Genomic DNA, 17716 nt, shown 5'->3' with positions numbered 1-17716 from the left:
ACCCTCCCGCCAGTCGTCGACGTTTCTTACGAAACGCCTCCTCCTGTTGGGCCCGGCATTGCGCTTTGCGCGATGCCGGGCCCAAGGCGGCTAGCAATATTGGCGCAGCCAATGTTGCGCAGGCGCGGGAGCCTTTGCCCCGAGACTTCAGGCATCTTTGTTGAGATCATCAAAGCAGCGGTTCTCGGCCACCAGTTGTTCAAGCAGGGGTGCAGGTTGCCAGAAAAAGGCATCTTCTTCAGCCCACTTGCGAATATCGTTGAATACGCCCGGCAAACCCTGCAAATCTGCCCATTTCAGCGGCCCACCCCAGTAGCGCGGAAAACCGTAGCCATAGAGCAGCGTAACGTCCACATCCAGCGGTCTACGCGCGATGCCGTCGCCTACCACCTTCGCCGCCTCATTCACCATCGCGACCATATAGCGACGTATGATCTCCTCATCCGTAAACGCGCGTGGAGTTATGTTCTGGGCCGCACGCTCGGCTTCGATTAATGATGTCAGCTCGGGGTTCGGCTCTCCACCCCGCTTGCCATTTTCATATATGTAATAGCCCTTGCCGGTTTTTTGGCCGAAATGTCCGGCCTCGCACAGCTTGTCGGCATAGAAACTGTCGCGAACGCGTGGATCCTGGCCTGCCGCCCGTTTCCGCTTGCGCGCCGCCCAGCTAATGTCCAATCCGGCCAAGTCTGACACTGCATAGGGGCCCATCGCAAATCCAAACCCGGTCAGCGCAGCATCGATCTGGAATGGGCTCGCCCCATCCAGCACCATGTGATCAGCACAGTTCCGATATGTGCCCAAAATCCGATTACCTATGAACCCGTCGCACACACCTGCCCGAACGGCCACCTTGCCCAACCTCTTGCCCAACGCGAAACCCGTTGCCACAACTTCGGGCGCGGTGTGATCCGCCACCACGATCTCAAGCAGTTTCATCACATGTGCTGGGGAGAAGAAATGCAGACCGATGACATCCCGTGACCTTTCGGTCGATCCGGCAATTTCGTTGATATCAAGGTATGAGGTATTGGTCGCCAATACCGCACCGCTTTTGCAGACCGCATCCAGTTGCGCAAAAACCTTTTTCTTCACTGCCATGTCCTCGAACACGGCTTCGATCACCAGATCGACGCCACTCAGAGCGTCATAGTCCGTGGCCAGGGTCAGCCGGTTCTGCAGAATATCATCATGTTTGTCCTGGCTCAGCTTTCCGCGCCTCACGGCGCCAGCCAGATTTGCCGCGATACGATCTTTAGCGGACCGCGCTGCCTCGTGTGACATCTCAAGCAGCACGACAGGAAGCCCCGCCAGCAGAACTGAGGTGGCAATCCCAGCGCCCATCGTGCCGCCGCCGATGACGCCGACCTGTTGCAGGTCCCGCGGCTCGACCCCATTCAACTCGGGCAATTTTGCAACCGCACGTTCCGCAAAGAATGCGTGGATCAACCCTTTGCGCTGATCCGAGCCCATCAGGTCCATGAACAATTCCCGTTCGCGAGCCAAACCGGATGCAAAATCCTCGGCCTCGCAACTGGCTTGTATTGCCCGCACTGCAATCGCAGGCGACAGTTGGCCCCGGGCCTTCTTCAGCACCGCGTTATAGGCCGCATCAAAATCGATTGGGGCGGGCCGGTCCATATCGCAAACAGGACGCCGAGGTGCATCGGTTGCAAGCAGCTCTCTGACATAGGCCAGGCCGATCTCGCGCGGATCACCATCCTGAACTTTGTCCAGCACACCCATCTCAAGCGCTTCTGGCGCACGAACGTGCCGCGCCGTCGTGATCATGTTCAATGCGGCCTCGACCCCGGCAACACGCGGCAGTCGCTGGGTGCCGCCAGCACCGGGAATGATACCAAGATTAACCTCGGGCAACCCCACCTTCGCAGACGGCACGGCAACGCGATAATGACAGGATAAAGCAACCTCAAGCCCACCACCAAGCGCGGTTCCATGCAACGCAGAAACCACCAGCAAGGGCGACGCCTCAATCCGATCACAGAGTGCGGGCAGCCACGGGTCCTGTGGCGGCTTGCCAAACTCGCGAATGTCTGCGCCTGCAAAATAAGTCCGACCCTCACCATAGATCAAAACCGCGCGCGCGCCCTCTGTTTCGGCACGTTCGATCGCAGACAACAAACCCCGGCGCACATCCACGCCCAGCGCGTTAACGGGTGGGTTCTCAGCCGACAAAACGGCGATATCGCCCACTTTCTCATACCCGATGACTTGGGTCATATGATCCTGCCTCCTCAGACGAAATGCAATGCCAGTAGTAAATCGGGGAATCCCCGGACACGGCGCGATCAAAGACTGGCCCGGTCTGCGTTCGTATTCAACTACATTTTCGACCGATCGTTCGGTTTATTTGATTTTCTCGGATTTAGTACCATAATCACGCGGTTCATGCCCGGAACCAACCTTTTACGTTGCGGTAGAACTTGCTTCGCGACCTCAGACCAACGAAGCGCAAAGATCTGCAGTGCTTGGTCTGAACTCGCACGGAACCCGAGGGCGCGATCCAAATGGAAACGCAGCTAACAGGGCCTTAATACTTGTTTGGGAAGTTCTGGTAGCGGAGGTCCGTCTTGGACACAAACCCCACACATTAACACTCTGTAAAATATGCGTGCCGTGACCTTCAAGGGGTAAGCCGAAAGGTCAATTGTCGTAGCGGTGCCCTGACTGGCGAATTCGATCAAAAGAAATTCGCCTTCACCGGGGTGCTCTGCGTTGAAGGCTGTCGCTATTGCGGCAAGGGGAACGTCTTACATAGCCTCCAAGGTATGCTGGAGGCCATTTCGAATGTGATCTTCCAACAGCCTCTTCGCCGTGTCGGCGTCTCTGGCCAGCGCGGCATCGAACATGCCCTTGTGCTCCTTGACCGCCTCTTCGCCGCGATAAGTCAGCACAAGCATCTGATACCGCAAGTACTTGTCGTAGATGATGGAGTGCAGAGACAGAAGGTTTTTGGAGTTGCAGGCCGCGATCATCGCTTGGTGAAACTCCCAATCATATCGTTTCCAGGTTTCTTTCTCGGACTCGTCGCCCTTGAGAAGCTGCTGTTCCATCAGGTGCAGTTTGTGGTGTGCGGCAACGAGGTTGCCTTCCCAATCCGTGTCGCCATTCGCAATGGACAATTCCAACGCGTGGCATTCCAACAGGACCCGCAGCTCTGAAATCTCGGTCAGGTCTTCTCGTGAAACTGGTGTGACCAGGAAACCCCGTTGCTCGGGAGCTTCGACAAATCCGTCGCTGGCGAGCCTGTTCAGCGTTTCACGAAGTGTCGAAAGGCTTGCCGAGTAGCGTTCCTTCAAGGCGTCCAGCTTCAGTTTGGAGCCGGGTTGCAGCTCCCCGAAGATGATATCCCGCTTGATGCGCTGATAGGTGCTTGCACCTATCGTAGACGGCTGTTTCGCCATGCGTTTCACCCGATATTATCAGTTTCCTCGTTCAATTAGCATTTTTCAGAGACATCAGCAATCCAAACTGATGTATGGTAAAAATAAAAATATCATACATTATTGCGGAATCGCGAAAACCCCAATACGGTCGTGGCCAAGTTGGGCAAAGCAGCCCGATCGCAATCATCGGTTTCGGGATTTTCCGGACCCTCCGGAAGGAAGCAAAGTGTCTAAGAACTTTCGCATTGCCATTGTCGGCATTGGCCTTGTTGGACGCCGCCACGCAGACGCTATACGAGCGTTGCGCCATGTTGATCTCGTCGCGGTGGTCGACCCCAGCGATGAAGGTCGTGCTTACGCCGTTGAGCATGGGGTCGCATGTTTCGAAACCCTCGAGGAAATGTTTGCAAATCAGACGCCGGACGGAGCTGTTCTTGCGACCCCGACCACGCTTCATGTTGAACAAGGCCTCACGTGTGTTCGACATGGTTGTCCCCTTCTTGTCGAAAAACCGATCGCCGTGGAAGCCACCGCTGCACTTGAGCTTGTTCAAGCAGCGGAGAAGGCCAATGTGCCACTGATGGTCGGACATCATCGTCGACACAATCCTCTGATCCGGTCGGCTAAGGAAGCCATTGTCGGCGGGAAGATTGGCGATGTGCGCGCTGTCCATGCGAATTGCTGGTTCTATAAGCCAGACGAGTATTTTGATGCTGCGCCCTGGCGAAAGAAACCAGGTGCAGGGCCCATCTCAGTCAATCTGGTCCACGACGTCGATCTTCTGCGGTATTTGGCCGGAGAAGTCGTGACCGTTCAGGCTCAGTCGGCTGCATCGCAGCGGGGCTACGACAACGAAGATGTTGCCGGTGCTCTGTTGACGTTCGAAAGCGGAGCGATAGGGACCATAAGTGTGTCCGACAGCATCGTTGCTCCATGGAGCTGGGAGATGACGTCTCAGGAATATCCAATCTATCCTTCAACCACTGAGAGTAGCTACATGATAGGTGGCTCTCATGGTTCGTTGTCCGTTCCCGATCTTCGATTGTGGAGTTACCAGAGTGAGCAAAGGGACTGGTGGACGCCAATCTCATCAACCGCGCTGAAGAAGGGTGCCTCTGACCCTCTGGTCAATCAGCTTAGGCACTTTGTTGAAGTAGCTCGGCACGAAGCAGATCCGATTGTGTCTGGATGGGAAGGTTTTAGAACGCTTCAAGTTATTGAAGCTATTCAGAATTCCTGCAGGGCTGGCGAGACTGTTAGGATAAGAAGCCTTCAGGAAACGCAGCAGCAGAGATTGCAGGTAATGAAAAATATCTGATATTTTGTAAAAAATCTTGCAAAATGTCCAAAATAGGTCAAAACTCAGAATCGGAATAATGCATCATGATGTCTCAGGGAGGAGCAAAGTGATTACCAAACTTACCCGCCGGGCTGCTGTATCAGCCCTGGTTGCAACCGGTGTCCTGTTTAGCGCAACAAGCGGTGCGTTGGCGGAAGACAAAGTGCAACTTCGCCTCGCCACATCAGGATCGGAGACCGACCAGCGCTCGGTCGCTATGGCCGAGGTTTTCGCGCCCATGGTCGCTGATTTCGCAAGTTATGAGCCCAGCTATAACGGCACCATTTTCGCTCAGGGTACTGAGCTGGATGCCATCAGCCGGGGTAACCTGGAAATGTCGATTACCTCGGCGCAGGAACTGGCACAGTTCTTCCCCGAGTTTTCGATCTTTACCGCAGGCTATGTCCACCAGGACGCCGCGCATCAGGTGGCTGTCTTCAATGATCCCTTGATGGATGCCTTCAAGCAAAAAGCCGAAGAAGAGCTGGGCGTCAAACTGCTGTCGGTCATGTATCTGGGCCGTCGTCAGGTGAACCTGCGCCAACCCAAGGATGAACTGACCGTCAGCACTCCGGCTGATCTGGAAGGTGTGAACCTGCGGATGCCGGGCACAGATGCGTGGCAGTTCCTTGGCAAAGCGCTGGGTGCCGCCCCGACACCAATGGCGTTCTCAGAGGTTTACACAGCTCTGTCGACCGGTGCCGTTGACGGTCAGGACAACCCATTGCCGACCGTGGTTGATGCCAAGTTTTACGAAGTGACCAATCAGATCATCCTGACATCGCACTTGGTCGACTTGAACTATATCGCCATCGGCAAAGAGGTTTGGGACGGGCTGACACCGGAACAGCAAGCCAAGGTTCAGGAAGCTGCGGACGCAGCAGCTGAATCAGGCCGCCAGAAGCAGCTTCAGAAAGAAGAGGACCTTGTCAGTTTCCTAAAAGAGCAGGGCATGGAGGTCTACGAGCCCGACCTGGCGGCGTTCCGCGATCGGGTACAGTCGATGTATCTGGACAGCGAGTTCGCCGGATCATGGCCGGACGGCGTTCTGGAGCAGATCAACGCCCTGGGCAACTAAGTTCGTCTACACAAGGGAGGGAGAACCACAATGAAAGGCTTCATAAAGGGGTTCTCCCGACTGACCGAAGCGATTGCCGGCGGGATGCTGGCGGCAATCTTCCTGATCTTCCTTCTCCAAATTCTTCTGCGGTACTTCTTTACCCCCGCTGGCTGGACGCTTGAACTCATCGGCATCCTCTGGGTCTGGGTGATCTTTTTTAGCTGCGCCTTCATCGTGCGCGAGAGGGATCACGTGAAGTTCGACATCATCTATCTTTCGGTGCCGATGCGCGTGCGTCAGGTCTTTGCGATGCTGGCGGCCGCGGCGATTGTGGTCGGGATGCTCTACAGTTTCCTGCCGACGTGGGACTACATCGACTGGATGAAAATCCGCAAAACCTCGACTGTGCGCAATCCGTTCTCGGGTGAGAAGATACCGCTGCGCACAGTATTCTCGATTTACGCGGTATTCATGTTGGTCGTCGCAGCGCGCTACGCTTGGCTATTCTTCGACGTCATGCGCAATGGCCCCCCAAAGACAGAGTTGGAACTGGTTGTTGGCTACAACGTGGTTGACGACCATCCACGTGTCGACGTCGAAGAGGACGAGGAAGTTAAGAAATGAGTTTTGAACTTCTTTCCTGCCTGCTCGCTCTCTTTCTTCTGGCAGGCATCGGGACACCTATTGGCTATTCCATCCTATTGGCCTCATTAGTGTACCTGGGCACGGCCGGATTGGACGTCGCACTCGCAGGCGAGAAGATCCTGCAGGGCTTCTACAAAAGCACGATCCTGCTTGCCGTGCCGTTGTTCATCGTCGCCGCGAATATCATGAATGCTGGTTCGATCACGGACCGTCTGCTGAACTTCTGCGTAGCCGCTGTCGGTCGTTTCAAGGGCGGCCTCGGGCACGTCAACGTGGTAGCGTCCCTGATCTTTTCCGGTATGTCCGGCTCGGCTGTCGCGGATGCCGCGGGGATCGGCAAGATCATCATTGAGATGATGACCAAGGATGGCCGCTACAGCCGAGGTTATGCTGCTGCTATTACCGCGGCGTCGGCGACGATTGGCCCGATCATTCCGCCCTCGATCCCAATGGTTTTGTACGCGCTCGTTTCCAAGGCCTCCATCGGATCTCTGTTCTTAGCCGGTATTCTGCCGGGCCTGATCATGGGCGTCGTCCTCATGGCGATGAACTACTATCTGGCCGGAAAGCGGAACTTTGCATTGGAAGAACCTGTTCCTCTGCGCGAATTGCCGGCTAAAACCGCCAACGCGTTTCCGGCACTGCTGATGCCCGCAATCCTGCTGTACGGTATATATGGCGGCGTCACCACTCCGACCGAAGCCGCCGCAGTTGCTGCATTTTACGCTCTGCTACTGGCAGCGTTGTTCTACCGCGCGCTGACCTTCCGTGGCCTTTATCAAGTGTTCGTCGACAGCGCGCGCTCCTCCGCCGCCGTCGGGGTGGTCATTGGTGGCGCGTTCATTCTGAACTTCATCGTCATTCAGGAACAGATTCCACAGTCGATCTCGGCACTGCTGGAGGGTTCGGATGTTAGCCCGATTGTATTCCTGATCCTCGTAAACCTGCTGATCCTCGCGCTGGGATGCGTGTTAGACGCAACAACGATCATCCTGGTGATCGTGCCTCTGTTCATTCCAACCTGCGAAGCGCTCGGGATTGATCTGGTGCATTTCGGAGTGCTGGTCGTCGTGAACTCAATGATCGGTTTGATCACGCCGCCCTATGGCATTCTACTCTTTGTGATCAACGCCGTGACGGACATTCCGCTGCGCGAAATCATCTCCGAAATCTGGGCCTTCCTCGCGGTTCTCATCTTCGCCTTGGTGATAATGATGCTGATGCCGGATCTGGTCCTGTGGTTGCCGCGTATGTTTGGATATCAGGGATAATGTGCCTGTCGGTTTCGACAACGTCGATCCCCGGTGATCTGGCTGAAAAGCTGAGTGCTATCGCTGACGCGGGATTCGGGGGTGTCGAATTACACGAACCGGATTTGACCGCTTTTGACGGACCGCCATCGCAAGTCCGCAAGATTGCATCGGACCTCGGCCTGAAGATATGCCTGTTACAACCCTTCCATAATATTGAAGGCCAGCCCGAAGCCGGACGTGAGCGCGCCTTTGATCGACTGAAGCGCAAACTCGACCTGATGAGCGAGCTGGGAACGGAATTGCTGCTTATCGGGTCTGCCTTCGAGGTCGATGTCGCTGCGACCGAAGAACAGGTAATCGCAGATCTTGGCGAGGCGGCCCAAATCGCTAAAGAAATGGGGATGCGTCTGGCCTATATGGGCTTGCCATGGTCGGATCTTATTCACTCGGATGAACAGGCGTTAGGCGTCGTTGATGCTGTCGACAGCCCTAATCTGGGGTTGGCTTTGAATTCCTTCTTCTCGCTTGCCGACGGATCCAAACCAGCCCGCCTTCGGGACATTCCCGGAGAGCGGCTGTTCCATGTGCAACTGTCCGATGCACCCCGGCTTGAGATGGATATACGTCGGCTCAAGCGGCACTTTGGGCTTCTGCCGGGGCTTGGGTCGCTGAACCTTGCGGGCTTCGTTCGCGTGTTGTCCCGCGCCGGATACAAAGGGTCTTGGTCGGTTGCACGCGTCAACGAAGCAGCTCCTCAACCCGGTGGCCGAACACTGGCCCGAGACAGCTACAGGTCGCTGGTGAACCTCCTGGATGAGGTATCCCGGACCGAGCCGGGAACCGATTTCGGCATCCCGGACCTGCCGGAACGCGTCTATGCGTCAGGCTTCGAATTCGTCGAATTTACAGCCGACGAAACAAGCGGCGCGCAGCTGGCAGATATGTTGTCAGCAATGTGTTTTCGAATGGAGCGAAAACACGTATCCAAGTCCGTCGAGCTGTGGCGGCAGGGCGCGATAAACATCGTTGTGAATACCGAAAAGGAAGGATTTGCCCATTCGGCGTTCCTGGGTCACGGCCCCTCCGTTTGTGACATGGGGTTGCGTGTCAAAGATGCGGATCAGACGGTTCAGCGGGCGACCGCGTTGGGCGCGCCGAATTTCTCACAACCGGTGGGAACAGGGGAACTGGATATCCCGGCCATTCGGGGCGTTGGTGGCAACGTCGTTCATTTCATCGATGAGAAATCCGATCTCCATCGGGTATGGGACATTGAGTTCGAGCCGGTTGCGAAAACCAAAGCCACCCAACCTGCCGGTCTGCGTCGTATCGACCATCTGGCCCAGACGATGCGTCACGATGAGATGCAAAGCTGGCTACTCTACTACATTTCGACTTTCGAGATGGCAAAATCCCCTATCGTGAACGTCGCCGACCCGTCTGGTGTCGTGCAAAGCCAGGCTATCGAAAGTCCCGAAGGCGAAGTGCGCTTAAACCTGAATGGGGCAGTTGGGCGTCGAACACTGGCGGCGTCATTCCTTGAAGATGGCTTTGGGGCTGGTGTTCAGCACATTGCCTTCCAGTCGGATGATATTTTTGAAACTTCAGCCCAGTTGCTCAAGTCTGGCTTTCCCAGCCTGTCCATCCCGGAGAACTACTACGCTGATCTGCAAGCGACATTCGGATTGGATGACGATTTGGTCGCCCAATTGCGCAGGGGGAACATTCTCTACGATCGGGCGGCGGGTGCTGAGTATTTTCAGATATACAGCCGCCCCATCTTTAACGGCTTCTTCTTCGAAATTGTTGAACGCCGTATGGGCTATGCCGGTTATGGCGCGCGCAATGCACCCATTCGCCTTGCTGCGCAAAGCAAAACCCAGCCGGTGAAAGAGGTGCAGACGCAATGACCGCGCAGACGACAGACGATGAGCGCGCCGTTCGCCAATGGTGGCGTACCTCCATCATCGACATGAAACCCGGACAGATCTCTTTTCGTGGCAACGCCATAGAGGACCTGATCGGAAACGTATCTTTCCCGCAGATGATCTGGCTTATGGTGCGGGGCGATCTACCCAGCGACGCGCAAGCGCGCCTGTTCGAAGCCGCTTTGGTCGCAGGCGTGGATCACGGCCCACAGGCTCCCTCAATCGCGGCTGCGCGTATGGCCGCCACCTGCGGGGTAGGTCTCAATAACGCGATGGCGACTGCGGTGAACATGCTGGGCGACGTGCACGGCGGGGCAGGAGAGCAGTGTGCAGAGCTGTACTATGATATCGCAGCTCGCATGGATTGCGGAGCATCGTTGAATGACGCAGTGAAGGACGGTTTGGACAGCTGGCGCGAGACCTATGGCAAGATCGTCTCGGGCTTTGGTCACAGGTTTCACAAACCTGTCGATCCACGCGCACCCCGATTGATGCAACTTGTTCGAGATGCGGCGGCAGAAGGCACAGTTTCTGGCCGGTTTGCCGATATCGGAGAAGAGGTTCAAGCCGAACTCGGTCGTCAACGAGGCGGTCGGCCAATTGCCATGAATATTGACGGCGCGACAGCTGTGATCTTCTGCGAACTTGGCTTTCCTGCGCCCTTGTCGCGAGGGCTGTTCTGCCTGTCCCGCTCGGTCGGAATACTCGCTCACGCTTGGGAACAGATGAACCAGGGTGGCCGCAACAAAGGGCCGATGCCCCCTAATTACTTACCCCTCTACGAAGACAGGAATGATGACACGTGAGACATCGAAATCCTTCCGGGTCGGCCTTATCGGCTGTGGTCGTATCAGCGATATTTATCTAAAAACACTATCCAAATTCTCAAACGTTGAGGTCGTGGCTTGCGCAAGCCTTGACCCTTCGGAAAGCCGCACCAAGGCAGATCAATACGGTATCGCCAAGGCCTGTGCGCCAGATGGGGTGTTTGACGATCCGACGATTGACTGCGTTCTGAATCTGACAATTCCGGCGGCGCATGCCGAAATCAGCCTGCGTGCGTTGGAGGCGGGCAAGCACGTCTATTCCGAGAAGCCGCTGGTTATGGATCGAACGGATGGTAAGACGATTCTGCACATGGCCTCTGAAAAGGGGCTGCTGGTCGGTTGCGCACCCGACACATTTCTGGGCGGTCGTTGGCAAACCGTTCGGCGCTTGATCGATGAGGGTGCCATTGGCAAACCGACAGGGGTTTTTGCCCATGTCGGTACCCACGGGACGGAACGCCACCATCCCAACCCGGATTTCTACTACCAGGCCGGTGGCGGGCCCTTGCTGGACCTTGGGCCATATTACCTGACCGCCATGGTTTGCTGCCTTGGTCCGGTTGACCGGGTCGCCGGAATGGCTCGGCGCACGTTCGACAAAAGGATGATCGAAAACGGCCCTCGCAACGGTGAATGGATGGATGTCGAGGTCGACACGCATTCCCTAAGCCTGCTGCAGTTCTCTTCCGGGGCTATAGGGTCGATGACCATGAGCTTTGACGTCTGGGATAGCGAAACGCCGCGGTTCGAGATCTACGGTGAAAAAGGCACCATCAGCATCCCAGACCCTGACCCGGTACATGGTGCCAACATCTTTCAGGGGGATGTCTGGCTGAAAACGCGGGAGACCTCGCGCTGGTCTCATCAGCCGCGCCCATCCGGTCGCGAAGGCTGGCAGGTGGTCGTCAACAAACACGGGTTCAATGAGGACAGCCGTGGTCTCGGCCTTTTGGATCTGGCCCTGGCGGCGCAAGAAGGACGCCAACCCCGTGCAAGTGGAGCGCTCGCCTACCACGTTTTCGAGGTCATGGACGCGATCGAACGGGCACCAAAATTTGGCGCCTATCAGACGATAGAAAGCCGTTGCGCGGCTCCGGAGCCTTTGCCGGTCGATTTCCTTAACGATGAGAGGAAGGAATTGGTTCATGCCGATTGAGACACTCGACTTTGCTCAGCCATTCTTTCGCGTCCAGCACATAACTGACGAGCGCAGAATTTCTATCGAGGGTCGCGCCATCGTCCTTAACCTTGGGGGGCGAAATCTCTCTGTCGAGGATCAGACCATTGCACCGCTTTCCTCTGTGATCGTGCAAGACAGCACGCTTAGCGGCGTGGAACGTGCAGTCATTGTCCACGATTTCGACGCCCATGCCGATGACAACGAGTTGTTCGCATGGGTGAAAGATACATGGCCATCTGCTTTTGATGTTCGCCAAGAGGAGCGTTTACGCGGTGTCAGCCACTACATGTCGCCAAAGGTCTTTGTGGGTAACGTTGGGCTGACCATGTACCATTCCGGCTCGGTGCCGCTGAATGTCGGATTGCACAAGGATCATCCGTTCTGCCCGGTACCGGGGTTTCGCGAAGTGCATACACAAATCGTAGGCTTTGGGAAAATGCAGCAATGCCGTGAGCGGGATGTTGAATCCCTTTACCTCGAAGAATTCATGGCCCCCGGCACGACGCACAAACCGATGTATGACGCCGAAGGCAACTATCCCTGGCATCAGTACGAGACGATTACCCCCAGCATTTTCATGGCGGTGGAAATGCTGCCGGAAGGCGTACGGGTCCCGGAAATGGAGATTCAGAATGGCTGAGAGACTTTTTTCCGAAGACCTGAACTTTGACGGACCTTTCCCCCGATTGTCTCGCCGTTTGCGGCTGGGTGTTGTTGGCGGCGGACGTATCTCTGTCACGCAGGCAACGGCCGCGCGGATGACCGACCGGTGGGAGGTCGTCGCAGGAGCGCTCAGTTCTGACGCCATGCGAAGCAAGGCGCGCGGGGCCGAGTGGTTCCTGCCGGCCGACCGGTGCTATGCGTCCTTCGACGAGATGGCAAAGGCCGAGGCGGCACGCCCGGATGGCGTAGATGCCGTCATGATCACCACCCCGAACCACGTTCATTTCGAAGCGGCCAAAGCCTTTCTGGAGGCGGGCATTGACGTGCTGTGCGATAAGCCCCTGACCAACGAAGTCGCGGAGGCCGAAGGGATTGAGGAGATTACCGCGCGCACGGGACACATCTTTGCTGTCGGCTATGCGATGTCATGTTTTCCAGTAATCCGTCAGGCCAAACAAATCGTGGCGGAAGGCGGCATCGGTAAAATCAACCAAATCCACGTCGAGTTCATGCAAGACTGGATGACGCCCGATGATGTGGCTGATGCGCCCCACGTCAAATGGCGGCTGGACCCAAAGATTTCTGGTCCGACCAGCTGTGTCGGCGATATCGGCACCCATGCCGCGCATCTCGCCAGTTTTGTCTCGGGCCTGCCCTTGACCGACCTACGGGCTGAGTTTCATGTCTGCGGCGCGCCAAAGCCTTTGGAAGACACAGCATTCATGTTCACCCGCTATCAAAACGAGGTTCCGGGAACCCTGATGGCGACACGCCTTGCCCCCGGGAATCGGGGAGGGTTGCGGTTGCGCATATTCGGGAACGAAGGAGGTCTCGAGTGGGACCTGGAGAATTCGGAACAGCTGAAGTTCAATCGGTTCGGTGAGCCGGATCGTATCATCAGCCGAGGTCACGGGCATGGCATCGGCCCCGGCGCAGAACGTCTAATCCGGACCGCGCGCGGCTTCCCAGAAGGGATTATCGAAGCCTGGGCCAACCTCTATACGGAATTTGCTATGGCCGTAGCCGCGCGTCGGGATGGCGTTACCGTTCCGGATGATTGGCTTACTTATCCCAGTGTCGAACAAGGTGCAGATGGCGTCCGGTTTATTGAAGCCTCCGTGCGCTCTCACCAGTCCGGAGGTGACTGGGTCACTCTCTAAGGCTCTGCCAACAAGAATGAAAAACACGCCCGGGCAGTTGCCCGGGCGCTTTCATTTCCTGCTCAGTATTAAAAGTTGATATTTTAAAAAATATCAGATATTTTTTACTACGTGTGATGAATTTGAGATTCGCAGACACGTGGAGCTGCCGTTCATGGTGAAACCCGAAGAGGCTGGCGCAAGCCCCTCTCTCTATTCCTTGGCGCATCTGACGCTGATTGGCTGTACGCCGCCCGAGTTGGTCTATATCGCAGCGCGGGCCGGTTACGATGCCGTCAGCCCCCGCTTCATTCCGATGCATGTGCCCGGTGAATTCACTCAATCTCCAATCGACAAGGCACAGGTGCATGCCACCAAAACTGCTCTCTCTACCACTGGCTTGAAAGTCCTCGATGTCGAACTTGCGCGCATCACAGAAGATGTCGATCCGCGCAGTTTTGAGCCTTCTCTTGAGATCGGTGGGGAATTGGGTGCCAAGCGCATGATCATGAGCGCGTGGACCAATACCCGCGATGATCGTGACTTCCTGATCGACGTCTATTCGGAAACCTGCGAACTGGCGGCACCCTACGGGCTAACAGTGGACCTGGAGTTCCCAAGCTTTTCCCGCCTTCGTACTCTGGATGAGGCGCTTGACATTGTCCGCGCCTCCGATCAGCCGAATGGCGGTATTCTGGTTGATACGCTTTATCTGCATCTCAGCCGCGTGGATTTGGGAGAGTTGCTACACGTCCCCTCGGACCTGTTTCACTTCCTGCATATCTCTGATTGCCTGCCCGGCATCGCCGATACGCGTGAGGGCATGATCCAACTGGCCCGCGATGCGCGGCTATATCCCGGTGAGGGATGGATCGATTTCACCGGCATCATCGAACGGATGCCGCCCGTCGACTATTCCATCGAACTGCCCAACCAAAGCCGCGTTGCCGAGTTGGGATATGAAGAACACGCGCGTCGCTGTCTCAGCCACGCCAAGCGAACATTTGGCGAGGCGCGGTCACAGCGTCGTATGACCGATGCTACAATTCCAAAACACCAAGAGGATCATCATGGGCAAAGAGCTCACTGAAAACGACCGCAACATGGCGGCAGATATGCTGGCACGCGCCCGCGCTGCCATGGCCGAGATCGAGGATTGGGATCAGGACAGGCTGGACCGCCTGTCTCAGGCCATTGCGTGGTATGCCGGTAATGAGAAAACCTTCACGCGTCTGGCTCAACAAGGCGTGGATGAGAGCGGTATCGGAGATCGCGAAGGCCGCCCAGCGAAGCGCTTCAAGATTCACATGGTGCTGCGAGATGTCTTGCGCACACCCTCGACCGGCATCGTCGAGGTTGATGAGGAAAAAGGTCTGGTGAAATATGCCAAACCTGCTGGCGTCATCGCATCCCTGATCCCAATGACTAACCCAGCGATGACACCACCGGTGACCGGCGTTTCCGCCGCCAACGCCCGGAATGCCGTCATTTTCAGCCCGCACCCGCGAACCGCTCATACGACCTTCGAAATGGTCGAGGTTATGCGTGCAGCTTGTCGTGCTGCCGGTGCCCCCGAGGACTTGTTTCAATCCATTCGCAAACCCTCGATCCCATTGACGCAACATCTGATGGAGATCTGCGACTTGACTTTGGCGACGGGCGGCAAACCCATGGTCAAAGCGGCGTACAGTTCAGGGCGTCCAGCCTATGGTGTCGGCGCAGGCAATTCATCCATTGTCATTGATGAGACTGCCGATCTGGATATCGCCGCGCAGAATACCCGTATTTCAAAGACCTCCGACTTTGGGTCGGGCTGCTCGGCCGACGGCAACATCATCATCCAGCGCTCAGTTTACGACGATATGGTCAAGGCGCTTCAAGCCGAGGGAGGCTACCTGTGTTCGGATGAAGAGAAGGCCATGCTCGAAGCGGCCATGTGGGATGAAAAGGGAAACCGTACGTTTCCGACCATTGCCTGTCCGCCGCAGCAAACGGCCAAGGTCGCCGGTTTTAGCATCCCCGAAGATCGCAAGTTTCTGATGGTTGAAAATCAGGGGCAAATCGGGCCGCAGCACAAGTTCTCCAAGGAAAAACTGACCACGCTGATGGCGCTTTATCACTTCGAAACGTTCGATGATGCGCTGGAAACGGTCAGCCAGATCTACAACACCGGGGGCAAGGGCCATTCCTGCGGCATCTACAGCCACAATGACGATCACATCGACCGGTTGGCGCGTCTGGCTCCGGTCAGCCGTATGATGGTGCGACAGCCTCAATCCAAGGCCAATGCGGGTGCCTGGACAAATGGCATGCCTATGACCAGCAGCCTGGGCTGCGGCATCTGGGGCGGCAACATCACCAACGAAAACGTCACCATGAAACACATGATGAACTACACCTGGGTCAGTCGTCCGATCCCTGAGGATCGCCCCTCGGAGCCGGACCTGTTCGGTGAGTTCTACGGACAGGAGGTCGCGTGATGGACGGAGCGAAACTGGACGGCAAAACCGTTGCCGAACATATCGTTGACTTTCTCGAACGCCGTGAGGTCAAGCACGTTTTCGGCCTGTGCGGGCACACGAACATTGCGGTTCTGGCTGCGCTGGCGGAAAGTCCCATCGATTTCGTCACAGTACGACACGAACAAATCGCCAGCCACGCGGCGGATGCATATGCCCGCGTGACGGGCAAGGCCTCGGTGGTGCTGTCCCATCTCTCCCCGGGGCTGACCAATTGCGCCACCGGGGTCGCCAACGCCGCACTGGACTGTATCCCGATGGTCGTGATCGCGGGTGACATTCCCACGCATTACTACGGTAAACATCCGCATCAGGAAGTGAACCTGCATGCAGACGCAGCCCAATGGGAGATTTACCGACCCTTCGTGAAGCGCGCGTGGCGCGTGGATCGCGCCGACCTGATGGCCGAGATTCTGGAGAAGGCGTTTCACCTCGCGGAAAGCGGTCAGCCTGGCCCCGTGTTGGTCAATGTGCCGATGGACATCTTCTCGGAAGTCATCCCGTCGGACAGCTTTGATCGTATTCTCGGTAACACGAACGCGCTCAAGAAACCATCGATCGACGACAAAACCGCGCGTGAGATTGTCGAGGCACTTGCTAAGGCCGAAAACCCAGTAGCTTATGTCGGAGGTGGTATTCTTCTGGCACAGGCCAGCGAGGAGTTGCGAGAATTTGTTGAACATATGGGCCTTCCAGTCGCGCATTCCCTGATGGGTAAAGGCGCGTTGCGAGACGACCATCCGCTTGTGCTGGGAATGACCGGGTTTTGGGGCACCGAATTGGTCAACCAGTCCTGCTTGAATGCGGACTACATCTTTGCCGTGGGCACTCGGTTCAAAGAGGCTGATTGTTCAAGTTGGTACCCTGGCTACACGTTCAACATTCCCGGATCGAAGGTCATTCATATCGACATTGAGCCGCAGGAGATCGGTCGGAACTATCCCACCGAGATCGGAGTCTTTGCTGACGCCAAGGCCGCTTTGTGCGTCCTCAACCGGGTCGCCCGCGAGATGTATCCGGACGGCTTCAAGCGCCCCACGCTGGAGCAGAAAATCGCTGGCTTCCGGACGGACTTCAAAGCGCGCAACGAGGAAATGGCGACTTCATCGGCCTTTCCAATGATGCCCGAGCGTATTCTGGCAGATACCCGCAAGGCACTGCCCGAGGATGCCATCATCACAACGGACGTTGGGTGGAACAAGAACGGTGTCGGGCAACAGTTCGACATTTTGACGCCGGGTTCAATCCTGACCCCCGGCGGGTTCGCGACGATGGGTTTCGGTCCTCCGGGCGCGATCGGCGCGAAACTGGCGGCACCTGATCGCATTGTCCTCAGTCTGGTGGGCGATGGTGGCTTCGGTCAAAACCCGTCGATGCTCGCGACTGCCGTCGAACTCGATCTGGGCATCATCTGGCTGGTTATGAACAACAACGCCTTCGGAACTATCGCCGGCCTTCAAAAAGCGCACTACGGTCTGACCTATGGAACGACGTTCCCCGGATCAGCCGCCGCACCCGCAAACGGACCGGGCTATGCCGACATAGCGCGAGCCTACGGCGCGGAAGGGCACAGACTCAGCGCTGCTGACGAGTTGTTGCCTGCATTGGAAGCGGCAATCGCCAGCGGCAAACCAACCGTGCTGGATGTGCCAATGATCAACAACCCGACACCAACGACCGGTCATTGGAACATCCTGGACATTTATTCGCCGGACAAGGATGTTTCTCACGTCGCGACCTGACGATACTGAGCGCG

The 17716-nt window shown here is 56.6% G+C and carries 14 protein-coding genes; 12 read left to right on the top strand and 2 right to left on the bottom strand.

The window, feature by feature from the left end; all coding sequences use genetic code 11:
* Positions 1-147: 147 nt before the first annotated feature.
* Positions 148-2241 (bottom strand): 3-hydroxyacyl-CoA dehydrogenase NAD-binding domain-containing protein, encoded by a 2094-nt coding sequence (locus ACR0MP_RS00195; protein ID WP_170404653.1) that lies wholly within the window; start codon positions 2239-2241, stop codon positions 148-150.
* 530 nt (positions 2242-2771) lie between these two features.
* A complete protein-coding gene (locus ACR0MP_RS00190; protein WP_170353340.1) occupies positions 2772-3425 on the bottom strand; it encodes a GntR family transcriptional regulator in 654 nt (217 codons plus the stop codon).
* Here ACR0MP_RS00190 and ACR0MP_RS00185 point away from each other — a divergent pair.
* From ACR0MP_RS00185 to ACR0MP_RS00130, 12 genes are all read left to right on the top strand, one after another.
* Complete coding sequence (locus ACR0MP_RS00185) at positions 3424-4725, top strand: Gfo/Idh/MocA family protein (protein ID WP_480602901.1); 1302 nt, start codon at positions 3424-3426, stop codon at positions 4723-4725. The genes ACR0MP_RS00190 and ACR0MP_RS00185 overlap by 2 nt on opposite strands.
* Positions 4726-4813: 88 nt before the next feature.
* Positions 4814-5824, top strand: a complete 1011-nt coding sequence (gene dctP / locus ACR0MP_RS00180; RefSeq protein ID WP_170353339.1) for a TRAP transporter substrate-binding protein DctP — start codon at positions 4814-4816, stop codon at positions 5822-5824.
* A 30-nt stretch (positions 5825-5854) separates the two neighbouring features.
* Positions 5855-6430 carry a TRAP transporter small permease subunit gene (locus ACR0MP_RS00175; RefSeq protein ID WP_170353338.1) on the top strand — a complete coding sequence of 192 codons (576 nt, stop codon included), beginning with the start codon at positions 5855-5857 and terminating at the stop codon, positions 6428-6430.
* Positions 6427-7722 carry a TRAP transporter large permease gene (locus tag ACR0MP_RS00170; protein WP_170328647.1) on the top strand — a complete coding sequence of 432 codons (1296 nt, stop codon included), beginning with the start codon at positions 6427-6429 and terminating at the stop codon, positions 7720-7722. The genes ACR0MP_RS00175 and ACR0MP_RS00170 overlap by 4 nt, the downstream gene beginning before the upstream one ends.
* Complete coding sequence (locus tag ACR0MP_RS00165; protein WP_170353337.1) at positions 7722-9614, top strand: sugar phosphate isomerase/epimerase and 4-hydroxyphenylpyruvate domain-containing protein; 1893 nt, start codon at positions 7722-7724, stop codon at positions 9612-9614. Before ACR0MP_RS00170 ends, ACR0MP_RS00165 begins: the two co-directional genes overlap by 1 nt.
* Positions 9611-10438 carry a citryl-CoA lyase gene (locus ACR0MP_RS00160; RefSeq protein ID WP_170353336.1) on the top strand — a complete coding sequence of 276 codons (828 nt, stop codon included), beginning with the start codon at positions 9611-9613 and terminating at the stop codon, positions 10436-10438. The genes ACR0MP_RS00165 and ACR0MP_RS00160 overlap by 4 nt, the downstream gene beginning before the upstream one ends.
* Positions 10425-11615 carry a Gfo/Idh/MocA family protein gene (locus ACR0MP_RS00155; RefSeq protein ID WP_170353335.1) on the top strand — a complete coding sequence of 397 codons (1191 nt, stop codon included), beginning with the start codon at positions 10425-10427 and terminating at the stop codon, positions 11613-11615. The genes ACR0MP_RS00160 and ACR0MP_RS00155 overlap by 14 nt, the downstream gene beginning before the upstream one ends.
* Entirely contained in the window at positions 11605-12279 is a 675-nt protein-coding gene (locus ACR0MP_RS00150) for a hypothetical protein (RefSeq protein ID WP_170353334.1), read from the top strand. The genes ACR0MP_RS00155 and ACR0MP_RS00150 overlap by 11 nt, the downstream gene beginning before the upstream one ends.
* A complete protein-coding gene (locus ACR0MP_RS00145) occupies positions 12272-13462 on the top strand; it encodes a Gfo/Idh/MocA family protein (protein ID WP_170353333.1) in 1191 nt (396 codons plus the stop codon). The genes ACR0MP_RS00150 and ACR0MP_RS00145 overlap by 8 nt, the downstream gene beginning before the upstream one ends.
* A gap of 154 nt (positions 13463-13616) precedes the next feature.
* Positions 13617-14531 carry a sugar phosphate isomerase/epimerase family protein gene (locus tag ACR0MP_RS00140; RefSeq protein ID WP_480893657.1) on the top strand — a complete coding sequence of 305 codons (915 nt, stop codon included), beginning with the start codon at positions 13617-13619 and terminating at the stop codon, positions 14529-14531.
* Entirely contained in the window at positions 14512-15921 is a 1410-nt protein-coding gene (locus ACR0MP_RS00135) for an aldehyde dehydrogenase family protein (RefSeq protein WP_170353332.1), read from the top strand. Before ACR0MP_RS00140 ends, ACR0MP_RS00135 begins: the two co-directional genes overlap by 20 nt.
* Positions 15921-17702: a thiamine pyrophosphate-binding protein gene (locus tag ACR0MP_RS00130; protein WP_170353331.1), complete on the top strand. Its 1782-nt coding sequence runs from the start codon at positions 15921-15923 to the stop codon at positions 17700-17702. Before ACR0MP_RS00135 ends, ACR0MP_RS00130 begins: the two co-directional genes overlap by 1 nt.
* The last annotated feature ends 14 nt before the right edge of the window (positions 17703-17716 follow it).

It is taken from the genome of Ruegeria sp. K3 (assembly GCF_056531845.1).
The sequence above is the reverse complement of the archived record's forward strand: the minus strand, read 5'-3'. Positions and strand labels throughout refer to the sequence as shown.

Coding starts and splice junctions, on each gene's coding strand:
- ACR0MP_RS00195 (WP_170404653.1), bottom strand. CDS start 2,241: ATGACCCAAGTCATCGGGTATGAGAAAGTGGGCGATATCGCCGTTTTG.
- ACR0MP_RS00185 (WP_480602901.1), top strand. CDS start 3,424: ATGCGTTTCACCCGATATTATCAGTTTCCTCGTTCAATTAGCATTTTT.
- ACR0MP_RS00190 (WP_170353340.1), bottom strand. CDS start 3,425: ATGGCGAAACAGCCGTCTACGATAGGTGCAAGCACCTATCAGCGCATC.
- ACR0MP_RS00175 (WP_170353338.1), top strand. CDS start 5,855: ATGAAAGGCTTCATAAAGGGGTTCTCCCGACTGACCGAAGCGATTGCC.
- ACR0MP_RS00170 (WP_170328647.1), top strand. CDS start 6,427: ATGAGTTTTGAACTTCTTTCCTGCCTGCTCGCTCTCTTTCTTCTGGCA.
- ACR0MP_RS00165 (WP_170353337.1), top strand. CDS start 7,722: ATGTGCCTGTCGGTTTCGACAACGTCGATCCCCGGTGATCTGGCTGAA.
- ACR0MP_RS00160 (WP_170353336.1), top strand. CDS start 9,611: ATGACCGCGCAGACGACAGACGATGAGCGCGCCGTTCGCCAATGGTGG.
- ACR0MP_RS00155 (WP_170353335.1), top strand. CDS start 10,425: ATGATGACACGTGAGACATCGAAATCCTTCCGGGTCGGCCTTATCGGC.
- ACR0MP_RS00150 (WP_170353334.1), top strand. CDS start 11,605: ATGCCGATTGAGACACTCGACTTTGCTCAGCCATTCTTTCGCGTCCAG.
- ACR0MP_RS00145 (WP_170353333.1), top strand. CDS start 12,272: ATGGCTGAGAGACTTTTTTCCGAAGACCTGAACTTTGACGGACCTTTC.
- ACR0MP_RS00140 (WP_480893657.1), top strand. CDS start 13,617: ATGGTGAAACCCGAAGAGGCTGGCGCAAGCCCCTCTCTCTATTCCTTG.
- ACR0MP_RS00135 (WP_170353332.1), top strand. CDS start 14,512: ATGGGCAAAGAGCTCACTGAAAACGACCGCAACATGGCGGCAGATATG.
- ACR0MP_RS00130 (WP_170353331.1), top strand. CDS start 15,921: ATGGACGGAGCGAAACTGGACGGCAAAACCGTTGCCGAACATATCGTT.